Genomic DNA, 18,633 nt, shown 5'->3' on the forward strand with positions numbered 1-18,633 from the left:
CGGTGCGCTCGCGACGGTTCGACGTCACCGCGCCGCCCGCGCCGCCGCCGATGGCGCCGCCGATCACCGAGCCCGTGCTGCCGCCGAGCGCACCGCCGACCGCTGCGCCGGCTACCCCGCCGAGCGCGCCGCCAAGCGCGTTGTTCATGTCACCTGCCAGGGCCGGCAGCGCAGTCGCGCCGGTCAGCGCGGCGACGACGAGAGCGGGGGCGATTTTCTTCCACATTCCCGTATTCTTCCTTGTTCGCAATCTGGTTATCGAAGGTCCGCTCGGTACGACGATCTGAATCGATCGACGTCGGATCCGGCATTGTGCCGAACCGCGGACCAATTCATTTCAATGAGCTTGCGGCGAAGAATAGCACCGGTCCCGCATCCTTGCCGTCGACATTCTGGTAACAAGTTGTTTACGAACAGGCGCCCCCGAACGCCCGCACCAGAATGCCCGCAAACCCGCGCCGGCATTGGCTCTGCCGAAGTTCCGGCCCTGCGCGACGACGGGTCGCCCATGCGGGGCGTCGCCCGTTTGCGACACACGTGGCAACACATCGGGCACGTGTCGTGAGCGGGCCCGGAAACGACCGTCTGGGAAAAATGAAGGGGGTCAGTACACGCCAGGCAGCAGCCGCCAGGTTCGCGCGCAATACGCGTCGTACTCGGCGCCGAATTGCGCACGCAGCAGCGCCTCTTCGGAGCGGATACGCGCGACGAGCGGGATCATCGTCAACACGACCAGCAGCACGCCGACACCCGAGCGGAACGCGAGCGCCCAGCCGACCGAATTGACGAGCAGGCCGAGATAGCTCGGATTGCGGATGCGGCGGTAGATGCCGTCGGTCACGAGCGTATGGCCCGGCTGGATCGCGACGAGCCCGCTGAAGCGCTTGCCGAGCACGAACACGGGCCAGATGCGCAGCACGCCGCCCGCGATGTAGAGCGCAACGCCGGCCCAGCGCACCGCGTCGCCGCCGAAGGTCCAGAAGTCGAGCCGATCGGTCAGCGCGGGCAGGTAGGCCAGCAGGAACCCGCTCACCGCGAACGCCGCGAGCACCCAGCGGTTGTCGCGGTTCTCGCGCTCGCCGCTGCTCAGGTTGCCTTCGGTGAACATCGCCGCGACGGCCATCGCGAGTGTCGCGACGACGACGACGGTCAGCGGCGGATGCGAGAAGAAGGCCGCGAACCCGCCGCTGCCGAGCACCGCGAGCCCGAGATAAACGAGCGTGGAGATGCCTGACAGGGCGGCGACCTTGCGGGTGACTGTCATGACTGCCTCACCGGAGTGCGCTTTCCTGTGAAGTATAGGAACCGCGCGCACGCCGCGTAGCGCACCGCCGTCATGCGGCGCGCGAATCCGCGCGCATCGTCCGGCACAACGCCATGACCCTGGCCGGGGCGGCCAGCGCCCGCGCCCGGTGCCGGATCAGCGGATGCGGAAGTGGCCGCCGATCCCGACGCTGACAGGCGGCGCGTAATACGCCGGCGCATAACCGTAGTAGACCGGCGCGGGCGCGTAGCCGTACGGCGGCGCGACGTAGCAGCCGGACAGGCCGCCGATCAGGGCAAGCGTGATGAGAAGTCTGGACATGGCTCGATTCCCGGCGCGAAAGACGAATGGCACCTCGCGAACGCCGCGTCGTCGCGAGGTGCGACGGCCGGCACGAAGAGGCAATCCGCCCTTCCTGTCGCTCGATGAAGCAATGCGCCGAGTCTAGCGCCGGGTCGGCCGGGACGAGTTTCGCCGCCGGTTACACGTGTTACCTCGCATGACCGCTGAAACAGGCGATGGCGCGGCGGCCGGCCGGTGTGCCGCCGCGCGCCGTGCCGCGTGCAATCGACGCGTTACACGAAGCGCGCGCGAATGCGCTGCGCGAGCGCTTCGAGCGTCGCCGCGTCGGCGATCTCGCGCGCGTGCATCCGCAGCTCGGCGCCCTCCCAGCGCGGGATCACATGGAAGTGCACGTGCGGAACCGTCTGGCCGGCTGCCGCGCCGTTGAACTGGCCGATGAACACACCGTCCGGCTCGAGCGCCGCGCGCACCGCCGCCGCGACGCGCTGCGTCATGCGGATGCCGGCCGCGGCTGCATCGCCGGACAAGTCGAAGATCTGCGCGGCCGGCTCCTTCGGGATCACGAGCACGTGGCCGTCGGCCTGCGGCATCAGATCCATGATCGCGAGCGTCGTGTCGTCTTCCGCGACCTTCACGCACGGCAGTTCGCCACGCAGGATTCTGGCGAACGGGTTGTTGTTGTCGTAGGACATGTCGGTTTCCGATATCGGTTGGACTGGGAAAGCGGTAAAGCGGGAGTGCAATGCCCGACGATTATCGGCCGGCGACGGGTCGGATTTCAACTTGTCAGGCCCGCTCGCGCTGGCGCTCGCGCCGAACGGGCATCTCGTGACCGCGAACGGCGACGCGGTCAACGCCGCCCCGCAGCAGCCGAGCGAGATCGTCGAATTCACGGTGGACGGGCGCTTCGTCGTGCAAATGCAGGTCGACACCGTTCCAGGGGTCGCGTTCGGCCTGGCGTTCGGGCACGGCAGCAAAGGCCAGCGGCAATTCGCGGCCGTCGACGACAACACGAATACCGCGACGGGCCGGACCCTGCGCTCCGACGACAACAACACGCAGTGATGCGCCGCTTGAACGGGCCGCGCGCGGCCCGTTCGACATCCGCGATCGACACACACGGTTCGCACATGCCCGGCAATCTGCGCGCTGTCGACGCTGCCCGGCATCGCAGCCCCTCGCGATTGCCACCGCCGGCCCGAACCTGCGACACTGCCGGTTCGTGTTCCGCCTTCAGACAACCGAGGACACCCGCGCATGACGATCCCCTTCAAGAAGCCGATCCTGCGCGGCGTCGCGCTCGCGGTCGTCGCCGCGATCGGCTACACGGGCTACATGCTGTCCCGGCTCGCGCCGGTCGCGACCGGTTATGCGGCGAAGGCGCTGTGTTCCGGCGTGTACGTATCGGGCCGCCCTGCCGCGTCCGTGATCGACGTCGACATCATGGCCGGCGTGCATCCGCTGCTGAAACTGGTCCGCCCGTCGATCGATCCCGACCATCATCGCGCCGTGGCGACCTTCGCCGGCTTCGCCCGGCGCGAAGCCGACTTCCGGCCCGGGCTCGGCTGCACGCTCGCGATCGGGCCGTCGCCCGCCGCATTGCCGGCCGCGCTGGCACCCCTCCCCGATCCGCCGCCCGCGCAGCCCGCACCAGCCGCACCGGCCACGCCGCCGGCCGGCATCGACGCACGGAAACTGCAGACCGCGCTCGACCGCGCGTTCGACGAGCCCGATCCGGCACGACCGCGACGCACGCGCGCGGTCGTCGTGATGTGGCGCGGCCAGGTGATCGCCGAACGCTATGCACCCGGCTTCACGGCCGACACGCCGCTGCCCGGCTGGTCGATGACGAAGACCGTGACGGCCGCGCTGGCCGGCGCGCTCGTCGCGCAGCACAAGCTGTCGCCCGATACGTCGGCGCTGCTGCCCGAATGGCGCGGCAGCGGCGATCCGCGCGCGGCCATCACGCTCGACGAGCTGCTGCGGATGACGAGCGGCCTGCAATTCAACGAGGACTACGACGACCCGCTGTCCGACGTCGCGTTGATGCTGTTCACGCAGCCCGATACCGCGCGGTTCGCATCGGCGAAGCCGCTCGCGGCGACACCCGGCACGCAGTGGTCTTACTCGAGCGGGACGAGCGCGATCGTCGCGCGCGTGATGCGCGAAGCGCTGGGCGGCGGCGAGGACGACTACCTCGCGTTTCCGCGTCGCGCGCTGTTCGCGCCGCTCGGCATGCGCAGCGCGGTGTTCGAGCCCGATGTGTCGGGCACACTCGTCAGCGCGTCGTACATGTATGCGAGCGCACGCGACTGGGCGCGCTTCGGGGAGCTTCTGCTGCAGGACGGCGTGTGGGACGGCCAGCGGCTGCTGCCGGACGGCTGGGTACGCTACCTGACGCGCGCGACGCCGCAGTCGTCGCGCCAGGAATACGGCGCGCAGCTGTGGGTCAAGGTGCCGGAGCCGTTCAACGATCGCGATCCGCACGCCGTCGCGATGCCGGCCGACGCGTTTCATGCGGTCGGCCATGAAGGCCAGTTCGTGAGCGTGGTGCCGAGCCGTCAACTGGTGGTCGTGCGGCTCGGGCTGTCGCGGCCGGAATCCGCGTAGAACCACGAGGCGTTTCTTGCGCGCGTGCTCGACGCGGTGCCGGCGCCCGGCGCGTGACGACGGGTACGTGGATCGATGAATCAGGCGTGAAGCGGCAGCGATTGCAACACGGCCGCTTCACACCCTGCCGGCCCGGCCTTACGGATTCGCGCTGCCCGCGTATTGCTTGAAGCCTTCGCGCGTCGCGAGACGTTCGATATAGCGCGACACCGCCGGCAATTCCGGATGCTCGAACGGCGTGCCGAACCAGCGGTTGACCGACAGGCCGATCGGAATGTCCGCGAGCGTGAACGTATCGCCGGCCACGTACGCGCCCGTCTTTTCGAGCTGTGCGTTCAGCACCTGCATGTGCTTCGTCCAGCCTGCGATCGACTGCGCGATGCCGGCCGGATCCTGGTGATCGGGCGATTTCCGCACGAGGCCGAGGAACGCGCCGACCCACGAGCGGTTCAGGTCCGCGCCCTGCCAGTCGATCCATTGATCGACCCGCGCACGCGCCTGCGGCTCGGCCGGATACAGCGCGTCGCCGCCGTAACGGTTCGCGAGGTAGCGGATGATCGTGTTCGATTCCCAGAGCACGAAATCGTCGTCCTTGATGACGGGCACGAGCGCGTTCGGGTTCAGCGCGAGATAGGCCGGATCGTTGGTCGTGCGAAAACCCGCGCCCCAGTCTTCCTGTTCGAACGGCAGGTTCAGTTCGGTGCACAGCCACAGCACCTTGCGGACGTTGATGGACGGAATCTTGCCGAGGATGTGCAGCATGCAGTCTCCTTGTGAGGTCGGATGCGGAGCGTTCGGGGCGCACGACGCGCCACGAACGCATTCACGCCGAATTTAGCAGGTTTGCTCCGGGAACCTCCGTCCTTTTCCCCTGGGGAACTTCCTTCGGGCACGGGCAGAGCGGTCAAACACGACCGCGAGGCAAACGGCGGGCCGCGTGCGCGAAATCTCCATGCGGCCGGTTCGTCAGGTCACGCAGCGCGTGCTCGGCCGTCGGGAACCGGAACATGAATCCGTCCTGATGCAGCCGCGCCGGCATCACCCGCTGCCCGTCCAGCAGCAGCTCGGCCATCTCGCCCATCGCGACGCGCAGCGGCGCGGCCGGCACGTGCAGCCAGGCCGGGCGACGCAACACCTTCGACACGACCTGCACGAACTCGCGCTGGGTCAACGGCGCCGGTGCGACCGCGTTGTAGACGCCGTGCATGCCCGCGTTCGACATCACGCGTGCAATGATCCGCAGCACGTCGTCCCGGTGTATCCAGCTCATCACCTGCGTGCCGTCGCCGAATCGCCCGCCCATCCCGAAGTAGTGCGGCAGCAGCATCGGGCGCAACGCGCCGCCGGGGCCGAACACGACGCCCAGCCGCAGCACCACCGTGCGCACGCCATGACGTTCGAGCGGCTGTGCGGCAAGCTCCCACTGCCGGCACAGCCCGGACATGAAGCCGGTGCCGGCGCTGCTGCGCTCGTCGAGCCGCTCGTCGGCAGGCCGCACGCCGTAGTAGCCGATCGCCGACGCCTGGATCCACGTGCAGGGCTTGACCTCGGCGGTCTCGACCCAGCGCATCAGCGATTCCGTGACGCCGACGCGGCTGGCGAGCAGCACCGCCTGCCGGCGCTTGCTCCAGCGCGCGCCCAGCACCGGCGCCCCCGCGAGGTTGATGACCGTGTCGAAACGCTCGTGCGGCTGCAGTTGCCCGGCGGACGTCACGCTGCGCACACGGCCCTGAAACGAGTAGGCCGCGCGCAGCGGGTCGCGCGCCAGCAACGTGACCGAATGGCCCGCATCGAGCAGATGGTTCACGAGGGTTTCGCCGATGAAGCCGGTGCCGCCTGTGACGAGCACGTTCCCCGGCGGTTGCCCCGCGAACGGATTGGCGGCCGGCGCGCGTTGCGCGATCCGGCAGGCCGCGATTCCGTCGCGGATGCCCGATACCGTCACGCCGACGGCAAACACGCTCAGCAACCCGCCGCGCCAGCCGAGGTCGAGTACCTGAAGCGCGGTCGGCTCGTGCGCCCAGACGGCCAGTTGCATCGAGATCATCCCGAACAGCGCGCCGCCGTTGACGGCCAGCAGCGTGTGCAGCACGCGCTCGGTCGCCGGCAGCTTGCGGCTCTGGTCCTCGACGACGAAATCCCACAGCGTCAGCACCACCTCGACGACGACCACCGCCGCGAGGGCCGCGACCCACGCACCATGAAAGGCGACGTTCGCGATCGACGCGAACACGAGACCGTAAAGCACGGAGCGCACCGCGTGAATCCCCAGCTCGAGCCGCGCGCGCGGGCTGTGCGGCAGATCCTGCGTGAGCTCGTGGTGATAGAGCGTATCGAATGCGCCCATCGCGCCCTGCACGATCAGCAGGTTGAGCGCCCAGTCGTAAGCAGGCAAGGTGTTCATGGTGTATCCCTCCTCCACAGCCACACAAGCGGCGGCACCATCGCAACGAGTGCCGCCGCGTCGATCGCCACGTGGCCCGATACCCGGGCCTGCAATGAAAACAGCATGTCCTGCGGCGCCCAGATCGACAGGCCGGCCAGCAGCCACCCCCACACTTCCCGCCGGCGCAGCCGGTTGCCGAGGTGGACGAGCGCCAGCATCCAGACCGACGCGCATTGCACCGTCGCGCCGATCAGCGACATCCACCAGACCTGCTGCGCACGCGCCGGGCCGGGCGCCGTACCCGCCCAGAAATGCAGCTCGATGACGCGGTGATACGCGTCGAGCCACGGCGTGCCGGCCACCCACGGAACGGCGATGCCGACGAGCAGGTGGGCAAGCGCCGCGCCGTACATCCAGGTCACCACGATGCGGCGCATGTCATCGCGCGCGGGACGATCGGCCGCGGGTTCGGCGGGTTCGGCGGCGCGGTCGCTATCGCATGCCCGCCCGTCGCACGCCGCTTCGGTGCGATAGCCAAGCCAGCGCGAAAGGGCGTGCCGGTTGCGCGCGACGCGGCGATACAGCGGTGCCAGCACGCCGCGCACGACCGGCACGCGAAGCAGCCGGACGAGCCAGCCGCGCCCGGTCAGCGCATGGGCGGCGAGGATGCCGTCCACCCCGGTCAGCATGCGTCCGTCCGGCAGACGCGCATGAAGCTCGCGATTCAGCGCGGGCAGGCCGACGCTCAGCGGCGCCGGATCGAAGCCCGGCCCGGCGATATCGACGAAAGCCAGCCGCCGCTGCGCGTCGCGGGCACCGAGACGCCGTATCTGCGCGACACATAACGGACATCGTCCGTCGAAGTACAGCACCAGTTCACTTGATTCCATGATTCGCATTCCTTCTTGTTCTTGCGTGCACCGTGAATCGATCGACTGCTTTCCCGCACGCCGTACCGCCGCTCACGTGCGGCGGCGGCCACGCGCTTACATCGGCTTGAGCACCATCAGGAAGTAGACGGACAGCATCGCGAAGAACGCCGGGTAGCCGAGCAGTTCCCAGCGCTTCGCATAGCGCCAGTAGCGCTCCGGCAATGCGGCGTCGCCGTTCGCATGGGCGAGCTTCGCCATCGATGCAAGTTCGAGCTGCAGCCACACGACCGGCAGCCAGCACGCACCGGCGATCGCATACAGCACGATCGACGCGAGCAGCCACGGCGTATGCCACGGCCAGCCGGCGGTGTGCGCGAGCCAGAGCCCCGATGCCGGTTGGAAGATCACGGCCGGCGTCGTGAACCACCAGTCCGCGCGCACCACGAGGCGCGACACGGCCGCGATCGCGGGCACCGACTGCGTGCGGTTCGCGAAGAACAGGTAGAACGCGGTGCCGAAGCCGGTGCCGACCAGCAGCACGGAGGACAGGATGTGAAGCGCCTTGATGACGAGATAGGTATTCATGCTTGTTCTTCTTCTGAAAAAAGGATCAACAGGATCGCGAGAATCGGCACGTTCTTGAGCACGGGGCCGAACGGCTCGGCGAGCAGCGCCGGCATCGTGACCGCGATGACGGCCGAGTACGCGACGATCAGCGCCGCTTGCGCAGCCCACAGGCGCCGAGAAGGCGCGACGACGGTCGCGATGCCGAACGCGAAGTCCAGCGCGCTGGCCGCGTACAACGCGATCAGCGCGGGCAGCCCCGTCAGGTGCGCAGGCGCGAGCAGCGCGAGGCTCGCGGGCAGCGGATGGATGAACGCGCTGGCGATGGCCGTCCAGATCCACACGATCGCGAGCGCGCCGCGCAGCAACGGCCGACGCCACATCGCCAGCGCGTCGCGACGCAGCGCAGCGGCTTCCGTGCCGATGAAGCCGTCGATCCCGCGCGGCGGCCGGCCGAGCACGGTCGTGACGGCGGCAGGATCGCCGGTGTTCCCGCCACGCAGCATCGTCCACGTGTCGCGCGTGAACATCGCGCCCGGCAGCGTGCCGAGCAACGCGGCCGCCGCGCCGGCCAGCGGGCCCGGCAGCGTCACGCGGGCGGCCGGCGGAAATCGCAGCGCGGCACGGTAGCGGGCCAGCATCTCGCGGTATTCGACTTCGTCGTTGCCGACCACGTCGATCACCGCGCGGCCGGCCGCCGGCGCATCGCCCGGTTGCACGACGAGCCGCGCGACGACTTCGGCGAGATCGTCGACGTGCACGGGGCGCAGCCGCTGACGGCCGCCCGCCGGCAGCACCTGCACGGGCAGGCTCGCGAGCATCCGGAAAAACCGCGCGGACGCGCCGTCCGTGCCGTAGACGAGCGCGGGCCGCACGATCCGGAAGTCGATCGGCAGCGTCTGCAGGAAGCGGTCGGCGGCAAGCTTGCTGGCGAAGTAGCGCGTGCCGCCGCGCTCGACGCCGAGCGCCGAGATCTGGATCACGCGCCGCACGCCGGCGCGGCAGCACGCGGTAAAGAGTGCGCACGGCGCGGCACGGTGCACGGCGTCGAGTGTCGCGCCGCGCCGATCGGCGAGGATGCCGACCGCATTGATCACCACGTCAACGCCCTTCAGCCGCGCGAGCCACGCATCGGGATCGATGTCGGCGGCGAAGTCAATCGCGACGTCGCACGGGCCGGCCGCATGCCGCACGCCGCGCAGCACACGATGGCCGCCGGCTTCGAGCTGCGCGCACAGTGCCCGCCCGATGAAGCCGTTCGCGCCGCACACGAGAACCGTCATGCGGCGCGCCCCGGTGCGGCCCTGCGGGCAGGTCGACGGCAAGACTGCGTTCATTTTCATCCTCTACTTACAGTTATTTCTGTACAGACAGAAATAACAATTCCAAAAAAAGCGGGCTGCCTGCCCGCACTGCGCGTCACGCTTACTTCGACGGCTTGCGCCTGACCGTCTGGCTGATCTTCGCGCCGATGCCGAGCGCCTTCATCAGCGTATCGGGCTTGAGCCGCAGCATCTCGTCCGACCAGGTCGTGAGTGTCTCGACGAACTGCAGCGTGTCGCGGATGCGCTGCTCGGTCTCGCGGCTCTCGTTCGCGATCTCCGGATTCGTCAGGCAATCGCGCAGCACCGTGAGCGTCGGCTCGATCTCGCGCTGCCGCCGCCCTTCGACGATCAGCTTGAACAGTTCCCAGATATCGGTCGACGTCTCGAAGTGGTCGCGGCGGTCGCCCAGCACATGCACGACCTTCGCGAGCCGCCACGCCTGCAGCTCCTTCAGGCTCGTGCTGACGTTGGAGCGCGCGACGTTGAGCGTCTCGGCGATCTCGTCGGCCGCGACCGGCCGGCCGGCCAGATACAGCAGCGCGTGGATCTGCGAGACGGTGCGGTTGACGCCCCACCGCGAGCCCATTTCGCCCCAGTGGAGAATGAATCGTTCGGCAATCGGTGTGAGTTCCATGGCGTGAAATTTAGGCATTTCAGTTATTTCTGTCAAGAGAGAAATAACCGGACGACCCGCCGGGTTCCGGCCGCGCCCGCCCGCGATCGGCCGCTTCCATTACAATGCGCGGGATTTTTCCGATTTCAGGCCGTTTCTGCCTTTCTGACTAGAGGGTTTCCATGATCATCAAACCGCGCGTGCGTGGCTTCATCTGCGTGACGACTCATCCGGTCGGCTGTGAAGCCAACGTCAAGGAACAGATCGACTACGTGACTTCGCACGGCCCGATCGCCAACGGCCCGAAAAAGGTGCTCGTGATCGGCGCGTCGACCGGCTACGGCCTCGCCGCCCGGATCTCGGCCGCATTCGGCTCGGGCGCGGACACGCTCGGCGTGTTCTTCGAGCGCGCCGGCAGCGAAACGAAGCCGGGCACGGCCGGCTGGTACAACAGCGCCGCGTTCGAGAAATTCGCCGCCGAAAAAGGGGTCTATGCGCGCAGCATCAACGGCGACGCATTCTCCGACAAGGTCAAGCAGGTCACGATCGACACCATCAAGCAGGATCTCGGCAAGGTCGATCTCGTCGTCTACAGCCTCGCGGCGCCGCGCCGCACGCATCCGAAGACGGGCGAAACCATCAGCTCGACGCTCAAGCCGATCGGCAAGACGGTCACGTTCCGCGGCCTCGACACCGACAAGGAAGTGATCCGCGACGTCACGCTGGAACCGGCGACGCAGGAAGAGATCGACGGCACCGTCGCCGTGATGGGCGGCGAGGACTGGCAGATGTGGATCGACGCGCTCGATGAAGCCGGCGTGCTGGCCGACGGCGCGAAGACGACCGCGTTCACGTATCTCGGCGAGCAGATCACGCACGACATCTACTGGAACGGCTCGATCGGCGAAGCGAAGAAGGATCTCGACAAGAAGGTGCTGTCGATCCGCGACAAGCTGGCCGCGCACGGCGGCGATGCGCGCGTGTCGGTGCTGAAGGCCGTCGTCACGCAGGCAAGCTCGGCGATCCCGATGATGCCGCTGTACCTGTCGCTGCTGTTCAAGACGATGAAGGAAACCGGCACGCACGAAGGCTGCATCGAGCAGGTGTACGGGCTGTTCAAGGACAGCCTGTACGGTGCGACGCCGCACGTCGACGAAGAAGGCCGCCTGCGCGCGGACTACAAGGAGCTCGATCCGCAGGTGCAGGCGAAGGTCGTCGCGCAGTGGAACCACGTGACGAACGACAACCTGTACGAGCTGACCGACTTCGCCGGCTACAAGACCGAGTTCCTGCGCCTGTTCGGCTTCGAGATCGCCGGCGTCGACTACGACGCGGACGTGAACCCGGACGTGAAGATCCCCGGCATCATCGACACCACGGCCTGACGGCCCGGCCCGCCGCCCGTACCGCCCATGCGGCGCGGGAGGCGGGTTCGAGACTCCGGCGGAGTCAACGCGGCGCCGGTTCTTCCAGATAGACGCCCGACGACAGCGTGGCCTTCACCTGCCGCGTGAACTCGTCGGTCGACACTTCTTCTTCCCCTGCTTCGATCGCTTCGTACGCCTGGCGCACGACGTCGGCCGGCGTCGCCTTCGGCACGTCGAGGCCGGCCGTCAGGTCGGTATCGATGAAGCCGGCATGCAGCCCGACGACCTGCGTGCGCTGCTCGCGCAGCGAATGGCGCAGCCCGTTGGTCAACGCCCACGCGGCCGATTTCGACACGCCGTAACCCGACAGGATCGGCCGGTTCACCCAGCTCGCGACGGACAGGATGTTCAGGATCGCGCCGCCGCCATGGCCGGCGAGGATGCCCGCGAACGCGCGCGACATCGCCAGCATCCCGAACACGTTGGTCTCGAAGTGGTCGCGCAATGCGTCGGTCGCACCGTCGTCCGTCAGGCTGCCGAGTCGCGCGACGCCCGCGTTGTTGATCAGCAGCGTGACGTCGCGCGCCGCGTCGGCCGCCGCAGCGACGGCCGCCGGATCGGTCACGTCGAGCTTCACCGGCACGACGCCCGGCAGCGTCACGGTGGCCGGATCGCGCGCCGCCGCATAGACCTTGCGCGCCCCTCTCGCAAGCGCCTGCTTCGCGAACTCGAGCCCGAGCCCGCGATTCGCACCCGTGACGAACACCACTGCACCTTCGATCTTCATGACGCTTCCTTTCGCATGATGAATCGCATGCGCGCCGGCTCGCCGCGCGCGTGAGATCCGGTGAAAAACCAGGCTGCCATTGCGTTCCGAACCGATACGCCGCCGGCAGGCGGCAAGCCGCCCGTTGCCCGATACACGTGCCCCGGCGGCGCCCAAGACACCGATCGATTGCCATCGGCTGTTCCGGCAGCGGCTTTGCACCCTCTGCCAAGTCGGCTACACTCGATGTCAATGTCGATCACCATTGTCTTTGCCGTGCATTGTGTTCACGCAATCCGCTCATGTCAATGGTGGTCGCCATTGTGATTTTCAATCGACGCGATCGGCAAAAATCAGGGAGGAATCGATGGGCGTTTCAAGACAGCAGGCTGCCGAGAACCGGAGCGCGATTGTCGCGGCCGCCGAGCGGCTGTTCCGCGTGCGCGGCGTCGACGCGGTCGGACTCACGGAGCTGATGAAGGAAGCCGGCTTCACGCAGGGCGGCTTCTACAACCACTTCAAGTCGAAAGACGCGCTGGTGGCCGAGGTGATGGAAAAGGCCATGCAGGACCGCGCGGATTCGCCGAACGCCGGCAGTCTCGACGCGCAGGTGGCGTCGTATCTGTCGGCCGCGCATCGCGACAACGTCGAGGCCGGGTGCCCGCTGTCCGGTTTCGCGGGCGATGCGCCGCGACTGACCGATGCGGCGCGTGCATGCTACGCGCACGGCCTCGCCACGTATCTCGACCGGCTGGAACGGATGGTGGCCGTCGAAGGCGGGACACCGGCGCAGACGCGTCGCGACGCGATCGCCGTCTTCAGCCAGATGGTCGGCGCGCTCGTGCTGTCGCGCGCGATCGCCGGCACCGAGCCCGCGCTGGCCGACGAAATCCTCGCGGCGGGGCGGGACGCGCTCACCGCCGGGCGCGACGATCCGTCCGCGCCGGCATGACGGGCAGACGGCGGGGCAAGACGGCGCGCGCGGCGCCCTTGCCCCGCTATTCGACCGCCCGCGCGGCCTCCCACAGCGGCTGCCCGCCCAGCGCCGCATGCCATGCATCGAAACGCGTGCGCCACGCTTCGAACGGCTCCGCCAGCGGATGGCGCGGATCCTCGCTGAGCGAATACGCCATCCCTTCGATCAGCCAGCGCGGCTTGGTCACGACGGCCAGGTTGCCGAGGACTTCCGCCTGGCGGTGATGGATCAGCTCGTGCGCGAGAAAGTAGGTCTGCCAGCCGCGCGGTGCGACAACCACGCCGAAATTCCCGAGCGTCAGCGCCGCGCGCTGGCCGAGGCCGAATGCATCGGCGCACGCGCGGGTCGAACAGAACACGACGCGCGGCGCCTCCCGGAACGCGCCGACGGCTGCCGCCGCGCGCGCATAACCGTCGCGATAGAGCTGCCGTGCGTCGCCGAGCCTCGCGGCATCGTCGGTGCAGAGATCGGCGCTCGGGCACGACACGCCGGGGACCAGCGCAGGCGCGACGACGCGCAGCGGCTTGACCAGCGCATACGCGGCAATCGGCAGCGCGACAAGCAGGCCCGTGAGGGCGTAAACGACATGGGAGCGTTTCATCGAGGCGGGGTTCCGGGGCGTGCAGCTGAAATCTTCCTGCGTGACTATATCGGACTGGCGACGTCTCCGGCCCTGCCTGCTTCCCGGACGGGGCGCGGTCGCCCCGGGGCCCTGCGCTCGCCGCGACCGGGGAGACAAGCGCCGGAGCGACGGGATGCATCGCGCGCCCCGTTACGCGAGTTGCTTGTGGAAATACGTCGTCGCGCAGGGCGTGCCGTCGGGCATCAACGCATAGTTCGGCACGACGCCGACGCGCTGCCAGCCGGCCCGCTCGTACAGCCGCTCGGCGTCGCCGCCCGTCACGGTATCGAGCACGAGCACGGTCTTGCCGGCGTCGCGCGCGGCCGCGTCGGCCGCCGCCATCAGCCGCCCGGCGATGCCCTGCCGGCGCGCGTGACGCGACACGAGCATCTTCGCGATATCCGCACGATGCGGCTGGTTCTCCGGCTGCGCGGTCACGACCTGCACGGTGCCGACGATCCGGCCGGCCGCGTCCTCGGCAACGAGCAGGATGCGCTCGCCGTTCGCGACGCCGTTGGCGACGTGGGTCCAGAACGCGACGGCGGTCGGCCGCCCGATCGGCAACATGAAGCTGACGGACGCGCCGCCCTCGACGCAATCGATCAGCACGTCGGCCAGCGCATCGACGCAGGTCATCGCTTCGCCCGCGTCGATGCGGCGGACGGTAACGGATTCGGTCATGCCATCTCCGGTAATCAGGTGGGCCGCCCGCACGGGTTCGGCGGGCGGCCGGATCGGAAAGAACACCGGCCGATCGTCGCGGCTCGCGCAACGGCAGCAGGCATGCGGCGATACCGCGCCCGGTCGGCGCGTGTTACCGCCCCATCATCCTACGCGACGAAAATTTCCGTTGCACCGCCGTTCCCATTGCCTACACTTAGCCACATGGCTAACTTTCCACCCGGCATCAGCGACGTGTTCCACGCCCTCGCCGATCCGACGCGCTGCGCGATCGTCGGCGCGCTCGGCCAGGGCGAGCGGACCGTCTCCGCATTGGCCGAGCCGTTCGACATGGCGCTGCCGTCGTTCATGAAGCACGTGGCCGTGCTCGAGCGCAGCGGCCTCGTGCAGACCCGGAAATCCGGCCGCTCGCGCACCTGCACACTGGTCGGCAGCCGGCTCGCCGAGGCCGAGGCATGGCTCGCCGCGCAACGCGCGCTGTGGGAAGCACGATCCGATCGTCTCGTCGAATTCGTCGAACGCCGTCACCAGGAGGAGCACGATGTCAGCCAGCCCCGTCGACCCCGCTGAAGCCCACGATCTCGTCATCACGCGCACGTTGCACGCGCCGCGCCACGCGCTGTGGCGTGCGTGGACCGACCCCGAACTGCTGAAGGAATGGTGGTGCCCGAAACCGTGGACCACCGAAGTGCGCGCATTCGACCTGCGTCCGGGCGGCGCTTTCCACACGTTCATGCGCGGCCCCGACGGCGGCACGAGCGACAACCCCGGCTGCTTCCTCGAAATCGTGCCCGAATCGCGCATCGCGTTCACGTCGATGCTCGCGGGCGGCTGGCGGCCGCAAGTGCCGTGGATGGGGTTCACGGCAGTCGTCACGATGGCCGACGACGATGCGGGCAGCCGCTACGAGGCGCGCGTGATGCATCCGGACGCCGCCACGCGCGAGCGCCATGAAGCGCTCGGCTTCTTCGAGGGCTGGAACACCTGCATCACGCAGCTCGACGCCTTCGCGGCCGCGCTGCGCTGAGCGCGGCCGGGTGCGCGATCATTGCATGCCGCCTCGCGCGCGCCTAGGATTCCTGAAGGAAGCGCGACGAGACGCCGGCCCGCCGGCGTGCACCGTCGCGCGCGCTCCGCGGGAGGCGACATGTTGCACACGCACACGCATTCGACCCGGGTCAGCCGGCACCTGAACGCCCCGCGCGGGCGCGTCTACCGTGCGCTGCTCGATCCGCACGCGGTCGAACAATGGAAGGTGCCCGACGGCATGACGTGCCGCGTGCATGCGTACGACGCGCGCGAAGGCGGCGCGCTGCGCGTGTCGCTGAGCTATGACGCACCGTCGGCCGGTACCGGCAAGACCACCGCGCGCACCGATACCTATCACGGCCGCTTCGTCACGCTCGTGCCGAACGAGCAGATCGTCGAGATCGACGTGTTCGAAACCGACGATCCGATGCTGCGCGGCGCCATGACGATCACGATCACGCTGTCCGACGAAGCGGGCGGCACGCGCGTGGACGCCGTGCACGACGGGGTGCCGCCCGGCGTGCCGGCCGCCGACAACGAAACCGGCTGGCAAATGGCGCTGGCGAGGCTGGCGGCGCTGGTGGAGGCGGGGTGAGCAAGCGCCGGGCCTGTCGTCGCGACGCGCGTCAGCCGAGCCGGTAAGCCCGCGTGACCGTGCCGCGGAACAGCGCGTCGCGCTCGTCCGGGCTTGCCTGCGCCGTCAGGCGCTTGAACGCATTCCAGCCGTTCACGAACGAATACGAGCCCTTGTCGACCGGAAAATTGCTCTCGAACATGCAGCGCTCGGGGCCGAACGCGTCGATGCAGGTCATCATCCACGGCTTCCACGCGTCGGCGAGCTGCACGGAAGACGGCGGCCGCGCGCCTTTCTCGAAATCGAAACCGTTGATGCGCATCCCGAGCCCGCCGACCTTCACGTACACGTTCGGCAGCCGCGCGAGCGCGCGCATCGACGCCGACCAGCGTTCGAACTCCTCCGGCCGCTTGTCGGCATAACTCGCGATCCGTACGACGCCGCCGCAGTGATTGACGATGATGCGCGTATCGGGATTCGCCTTCGCGAGCTCGAACAGTTCAGGGAGTTGGGGAAAGAACAGCCACGCGTCGTACGACAGCCCGAGCGGCGCGAGCTGCGCGACGCCCGCCCGGTACGCGGAATCGAGCAGCATGCCGCGCGGCACCGCCGATAGCGGATTGGCGAGCGTCGGATCGGCATCCCAGGTCGTCAGGTGACGAACGCCGCGAAACCGCCCGCGACCGGCTTCGAGATGTGCTTCGAGCACCTCGCGCACGCGCTCGCCGAGACGCAGGTCCGCATGGCCGACGATGCCTTTCGCGACAGCCGGGCGGCCGTGCTGCTGCAGCGGCTCGGTCACGCCGGCAACGTAGGCCGTCTCGCCCGCCGGCTTCAGTTCGACCGGGCCCGCATCGCGATAGCGCGTCTGCGCCTGCATGTAGACGGACGCCTGGATGTTGTGGCCCGAGTGCGCGTCCTGCAGATAGTCGTCGAGCATGTAGATCCAGCCCGGCCGCTCATAGAAATGATGATGCGCGTCGACGATCGGCAGGTCGGGCTCGAGCGCGGGTTCGAGCGCCGACGCGAGCCAGTCGGGGCGGACCGCCAGATAGTTGCTTTGCGTCGTCATGCGGGAAACTCCCTCCTGGGTCGCCGCGCGCGTCTCGACGAACGCGGGCAGCGCGAGCGATGCGGCGGCCGCGCCGAGCAGCCGGCGCCGCTTGATCGAAAGCGTCGTGTCCATGTCACTCGCTCCGGTCGAACGCGTACAGCGACAGCGTCAGCAGCGTCGTGATCGCGAGCACGATCGCGAGGCCGAGCATGCCGGCGGTAAAGGTGCCGAAGGCGTCCTTCAGGTAGCCGACGAGATAAGGGCCGGCGAAGCCGCCGAGCGCGCCGATCGAGTTGATCAGCGCGAGCCCGCCGGCCGCCGCCTGGCCGGACAGGAAGCGCGAGGGCAGCGTGTAGAAGATCGTACGGCCGGCGATCGTGCCGACCAGCGCCAGCGTGATGCCGGCGAGTGCGGGGCCGAGCGTCAGGAAGTGCGTCGAGACGCCGAGCGCCACCGCGCCGATGAACAGCCCGATCGCCAGGTTCGCGACCGGGCCGCCGCGACGGTCCACGCGCTTCGCCCACCACAGCAGCGCGACGGTCGCGAAGAAGTACGGCACCGCGGACAGCCAGCCCGTCTGCATCGTCGACATGCCGTGCGCCTTGAGCATCTGCGGCAGCCAGATGCCGATCCCGTAAGAACCCATCGTGAAACCGAACGAGATCAGCGCGAGCACGTACACGCGCACGTCGCGCAGCGCGACGCCGAAGCGCTTCTTGCGGCCGGCGGCCGCGCCTTCGCGCTCGAACGCGCGCTGCAGCGCGGCACTCTCGTCGCCCGTCAGCCACGCGGCATCCGCGGGCGAATCGGACAGCAGCTTCAGTACGAGAAAACCGAGCGCGCACGCCGGCAGCCCTTCGACGATGAACATCCATTTCCAGCCGGCCAGCCCGAGCGCGCCGTCGAGTTGCAGCAGCCACGTCGACAGCGGCCCGCCGATCAGCGACGACAGCGGCGTCGACACGGTGAACCACGCCAGCACCCGCGTGCGGTAGCTCGCCGGAAACCACACGGCGAGGAAGAAGATCACGCCCGGAAAGAACCCGGCTTCCCCGATACCGAGCAGCAACCGGATCGCATAGAAACTCGTCGGCCCGGTCGCGAGCGCAGTCGCGGCCGCCATCACGCCCCACGTGATCATGATGCGGGCGAGCCAGCGGCGCGCGCCGAAGCGGTACAGCGCGAGATTGCTCGGCACCTCGAACACGCAGTAGCCGGCGAACATGATCCCCGCGCCCCAGCCGAACTGCGTCGCCGTCAGCCCGAGATCGCGGTTCATCGTGAGCGCCGCGAACCCGACGCTCGTGCGGTCCAGGTAATTGAAGAAATACGCGAGCGCGAGCAGCGGGATGAAGCGCCATGCGGCCTTGCGCACGGCCCGCTGCTCGATCGATGCATCGGTCTCGCGATCGGCGGCCAGCGCCGGGAATGCGGATGTCATGGTTGTCTCCGTGGATAGGGCGATCCTCGCCCGCGCGTGGCGCGGCCGGGACGCCTTTGTTCGATCAGGGGATCGCGGCCGCGCTACGCGCTCGCCAGTTCGTTCGGCGACGGCGCGCCGCCCGCCGCCGCGCCGTCCGCGTCGTGCCGCCCGGCCACGACGCCGGCCTCGATCAGCGCGCGCGCC

21 protein-coding genes and 1 pseudogene are annotated in these 18,633 nt (G+C 68.7%); 7 read left to right on the plus strand and 15 right to left on the minus strand.

The features are described from left to right. The 4 genes from L810_RS19190 to L810_RS19200 all read right to left on the minus strand — a co-directional run. A partial coding sequence (locus tag L810_RS19190; RefSeq protein WP_042975360.1) for a glycine zipper domain-containing protein occupies positions 1 to 226 on the minus strand: 226 nt, incomplete at its 3' end. Between the two features lie 378 nt (positions 227 to 604). After that, positions 605 to 1,264 (minus strand): methyltransferase family protein, encoded by a 660-nt coding sequence (locus L810_RS19195; RefSeq protein WP_021159925.1) that lies wholly within the window; start codon positions 1,262 to 1,264, stop codon positions 605 to 607. 156 nt (positions 1,265 to 1,420) lie between these two features. Next, entirely contained in the window at positions 1,421 to 1,585 is a 165-nt protein-coding gene (locus tag L810_RS48450) for a hypothetical protein (RefSeq protein WP_021159926.1), read from the minus strand. 254 nt (positions 1,586 to 1,839) lie between these two features. Then, on the minus strand, positions 1,840 to 2,259 hold the full coding sequence (locus tag L810_RS19200) for an HIT family protein (RefSeq protein ID WP_021159927.1): 420 nt from the start codon (positions 2,257 to 2,259) through the stop codon (positions 1,840 to 1,842). 88 nt (positions 2,260 to 2,347) lie between these two features. Here L810_RS19200 and L810_RS19205 point away from each other — a divergent pair. Next, positions 2,348 to 2,632: pseudogene (locus tag L810_RS19205) on the plus strand (hypothetical protein); the annotation flags it as partial. A gap of 192 nt (positions 2,633 to 2,824) precedes the next feature. Further along, complete coding sequence (locus L810_RS19210) at positions 2,825 to 4,177, plus strand: serine hydrolase domain-containing protein (protein ID WP_051392295.1); 1,353 nt, start codon at positions 2,825 to 2,827, stop codon at positions 4,175 to 4,177. Positions 4,178 to 4,315: 138 nt separating this feature from the next. On the opposite strand, the gene L810_RS19215 is transcribed toward L810_RS19210, so the two are convergent. From L810_RS19215 to L810_RS19240, 6 genes are all read right to left on the minus strand, one after another. Beyond that, positions 4,316 to 4,939 (minus strand): glutathione S-transferase family protein, encoded by a 624-nt coding sequence (locus L810_RS19215; protein ID WP_021159929.1) that lies wholly within the window; start codon positions 4,937 to 4,939, stop codon positions 4,316 to 4,318. Between the two features lie 142 nt (positions 4,940 to 5,081). Then, a complete protein-coding gene (locus L810_RS19220) occupies positions 5,082 to 6,581 on the minus strand; it encodes a TIGR01777 family oxidoreductase (RefSeq protein WP_021159930.1) in 1,500 nt (499 codons plus the stop codon). Beyond that, positions 6,578 to 7,453, minus strand: a complete 876-nt coding sequence (locus L810_RS19225) for a thiol-disulfide oxidoreductase DCC family protein (protein ID WP_021159931.1) — start codon at positions 7,451 to 7,453, stop codon at positions 6,578 to 6,580. The genes L810_RS19220 and L810_RS19225 overlap by 4 nt, the downstream gene beginning before the upstream one ends. A 96-nt stretch (positions 7,454 to 7,549) precedes the next feature. Then, positions 7,550 to 8,020 carry a DUF2269 family protein gene (locus L810_RS19230; protein ID WP_021159932.1) on the minus strand — a complete coding sequence of 157 codons (471 nt, stop codon included), beginning with the start codon at positions 8,018 to 8,020 and terminating at the stop codon, positions 7,550 to 7,552. Beyond that, complete coding sequence (locus tag L810_RS19235) at positions 8,017 to 9,336, minus strand: SDR family oxidoreductase (RefSeq protein ID WP_021159933.1); 1,320 nt, start codon at positions 9,334 to 9,336, stop codon at positions 8,017 to 8,019. Before L810_RS19235 ends, L810_RS19230 begins: the two co-directional genes overlap by 4 nt. A gap of 88 nt (positions 9,337 to 9,424) precedes the next feature. Next, positions 9,425 to 9,958 (minus strand): GbsR/MarR family transcriptional regulator, encoded by a 534-nt coding sequence (locus L810_RS19240; RefSeq protein WP_006480371.1) that lies wholly within the window; start codon positions 9,956 to 9,958, stop codon positions 9,425 to 9,427. Between the two features lie 161 nt (positions 9,959 to 10,119). Here L810_RS19240 and fabV point away from each other — a divergent pair, with 161 nt between their 5' ends. Further along, positions 10,120 to 11,322 carry an enoyl-ACP reductase FabV gene (gene fabV, locus L810_RS19245; protein ID WP_021159934.1) on the plus strand — a complete coding sequence of 401 codons (1,203 nt, stop codon included), beginning with the start codon at positions 10,120 to 10,122 and terminating at the stop codon, positions 11,320 to 11,322. A gap of 64 nt (positions 11,323 to 11,386) precedes the next feature. Here the strand turns inward: fabV and L810_RS19250 are convergent, their stop codons facing one another. Continuing rightward, positions 11,387 to 12,091 (minus strand): SDR family oxidoreductase, encoded by a 705-nt coding sequence (locus tag L810_RS19250; RefSeq protein WP_021159935.1) that lies wholly within the window; start codon positions 12,089 to 12,091, stop codon positions 11,387 to 11,389. A 346-nt stretch (positions 12,092 to 12,437) separates the two neighbouring features. On the opposite strand from L810_RS19250, the gene L810_RS19255 reads away from it, so the two are divergent. Next, the gene (locus L810_RS19255; RefSeq protein ID WP_021159936.1) at positions 12,438 to 13,022 is read left to right on the plus strand and encodes a TetR/AcrR family transcriptional regulator; all 585 of its coding nucleotides are present in this window, start codon (positions 12,438 to 12,440) and stop codon (positions 13,020 to 13,022) included. A gap of 46 nt (positions 13,023 to 13,068) precedes the next feature. On the opposite strand, the gene L810_RS19260 is transcribed toward L810_RS19255, so the two are convergent. Next, the gene (locus L810_RS19260; protein WP_021159937.1) at positions 13,069 to 13,647 is read right to left on the minus strand and encodes a hypothetical protein; all 579 of its coding nucleotides are present in this window, start codon (positions 13,645 to 13,647) and stop codon (positions 13,069 to 13,071) included. Between the two features lie 171 nt (positions 13,648 to 13,818). Continuing rightward, complete coding sequence (locus L810_RS19265; protein WP_042975362.1) at positions 13,819 to 14,349, minus strand: GNAT family N-acetyltransferase; 531 nt, start codon at positions 14,347 to 14,349, stop codon at positions 13,819 to 13,821. A 204-nt stretch (positions 14,350 to 14,553) separates the two neighbouring features. Here L810_RS19265 and L810_RS19270 point away from each other — a divergent pair, with 204 nt between their 5' ends. The 3 genes from L810_RS19270 (at position 14,554) to L810_RS19280 (ending at position 15,973) form a co-directional block, all read left to right on the plus strand. Then, positions 14,554 to 14,919, plus strand: a complete 366-nt coding sequence (locus L810_RS19270) for an ArsR/SmtB family transcription factor (RefSeq protein WP_021159939.1) — start codon at positions 14,554 to 14,556, stop codon at positions 14,917 to 14,919. Further along, positions 14,891 to 15,376 carry an SRPBCC family protein gene (locus L810_RS19275; protein WP_021159940.1) on the plus strand — a complete coding sequence of 162 codons (486 nt, stop codon included), beginning with the start codon at positions 14,891 to 14,893 and terminating at the stop codon, positions 15,374 to 15,376. The genes L810_RS19270 and L810_RS19275 overlap by 29 nt, the downstream gene beginning before the upstream one ends. A gap of 120 nt (positions 15,377 to 15,496) precedes the next feature. Further along, positions 15,497 to 15,973: an SRPBCC family protein gene (locus tag L810_RS19280; RefSeq protein WP_021159941.1), complete on the plus strand. Its 477-nt coding sequence runs from the start codon at positions 15,497 to 15,499 to the stop codon at positions 15,971 to 15,973. Positions 15,974 to 16,004: 31 nt separating this feature from the next. On the opposite strand, the gene L810_RS19285 is transcribed toward L810_RS19280, so the two are convergent. After that, on the minus strand, positions 16,005 to 17,138 hold the full coding sequence (locus tag L810_RS19285; RefSeq protein WP_021159942.1) for an amidohydrolase family protein: 1,134 nt from the start codon (positions 17,136 to 17,138) through the stop codon (positions 16,005 to 16,007). Position 17,139: 1 nt separating this feature from the next. After that, positions 17,140 to 18,447, minus strand: coding sequence for an MFS transporter (locus tag L810_RS19290; protein WP_021159943.1), 1,308 nt, complete (start codon positions 18,445 to 18,447; stop codon positions 17,140 to 17,142). Positions 18,448 to 18,633 lie beyond the last annotated feature (186 nt).

It is taken from the genome of Burkholderia sp. AU4i, assembly GCF_000466765.1.
GTDB classification, from domain to species: domain Bacteria; phylum Pseudomonadota; class Gammaproteobacteria; order Burkholderiales; family Burkholderiaceae; genus Burkholderia; species Burkholderia cepacia.

What these genes read in the sequence shown, in the direction of transcription:
- L810_RS19270 (WP_021159939.1), top strand. Translation starts at nt 14,554, where the DNA reads ATGGCTAACTTTCCACCCGGCATCAGCGACGTGTTCCACGCCCTCGCC.
- L810_RS19215 (WP_021159929.1), bottom strand. Translation starts at nt 4,939, where the DNA reads ATGCTGCACATCCTCGGCAAGATTCCGTCCATCAACGTCCGCAAGGTG.
- L810_RS19235 (WP_021159933.1), bottom strand. Translation starts at nt 9,336, where the DNA reads ATGAACGCAGTCTTGCCGTCGACCTGCCCGCAGGGCCGCACCGGGGCG.
- L810_RS19275 (WP_021159940.1), top strand. Translation starts at nt 14,891, where the DNA reads ATGTCAGCCAGCCCCGTCGACCCCGCTGAAGCCCACGATCTCGTCATC.
- L810_RS19200 (WP_021159927.1), bottom strand. Translation starts at nt 2,259, where the DNA reads ATGTCCTACGACAACAACAACCCGTTCGCCAGAATCCTGCGTGGCGAA.
- L810_RS19220 (WP_021159930.1), bottom strand. Translation starts at nt 6,581, where the DNA reads ATGAACACCTTGCCTGCTTACGACTGGGCGCTCAACCTGCTGATCGTG.
- L810_RS19255 (WP_021159936.1), top strand. Translation starts at nt 12,438, where the DNA reads ATGGGCGTTTCAAGACAGCAGGCTGCCGAGAACCGGAGCGCGATTGTC.
- L810_RS19280 (WP_021159941.1), top strand. Translation starts at nt 15,497, where the DNA reads ATGTTGCACACGCACACGCATTCGACCCGGGTCAGCCGGCACCTGAAC.
- L810_RS19265 (WP_042975362.1), bottom strand. Translation starts at nt 14,349, where the DNA reads ATGACCGAATCCGTTACCGTCCGCCGCATCGACGCGGGCGAAGCGATG.
- L810_RS19210 (WP_051392295.1), top strand. Translation starts at nt 2,825, where the DNA reads ATGACGATCCCCTTCAAGAAGCCGATCCTGCGCGGCGTCGCGCTCGCG.
- L810_RS19260 (WP_021159937.1), bottom strand. Translation starts at nt 13,647, where the DNA reads ATGAAACGCTCCCATGTCGTTTACGCCCTCACGGGCCTGCTTGTCGCG.
- L810_RS19240 (WP_006480371.1), bottom strand. Translation starts at nt 9,958, where the DNA reads ATGGAACTCACACCGATTGCCGAACGATTCATTCTCCACTGGGGCGAA.
- fabV (WP_021159934.1), top strand. Translation starts at nt 10,120, where the DNA reads ATGATCATCAAACCGCGCGTGCGTGGCTTCATCTGCGTGACGACTCAT.
- L810_RS19230 (WP_021159932.1), bottom strand. Translation starts at nt 8,020, where the DNA reads ATGAATACCTATCTCGTCATCAAGGCGCTTCACATCCTGTCCTCCGTG.
- L810_RS19225 (WP_021159931.1), bottom strand. Translation starts at nt 7,453, where the DNA reads ATGGAATCAAGTGAACTGGTGCTGTACTTCGACGGACGATGTCCGTTA.
- L810_RS48450 (WP_021159926.1), bottom strand. Translation starts at nt 1,585, where the DNA reads ATGTCCAGACTTCTCATCACGCTTGCCCTGATCGGCGGCCTGTCCGGC.
- L810_RS19195 (WP_021159925.1), bottom strand. Translation starts at nt 1,264, where the DNA reads ATGACAGTCACCCGCAAGGTCGCCGCCCTGTCAGGCATCTCCACGCTC.
- L810_RS19290 (WP_021159943.1), bottom strand. Translation starts at nt 18,447, where the DNA reads ATGACATCCGCATTCCCGGCGCTGGCCGCCGATCGCGAGACCGATGCA.
- L810_RS19250 (WP_021159935.1), bottom strand. Translation starts at nt 12,091, where the DNA reads ATGAAGATCGAAGGTGCAGTGGTGTTCGTCACGGGTGCGAATCGCGGG.
- L810_RS19285 (WP_021159942.1), bottom strand. Translation starts at nt 17,138, where the DNA reads ATGGACACGACGCTTTCGATCAAGCGGCGCCGGCTGCTCGGCGCGGCC.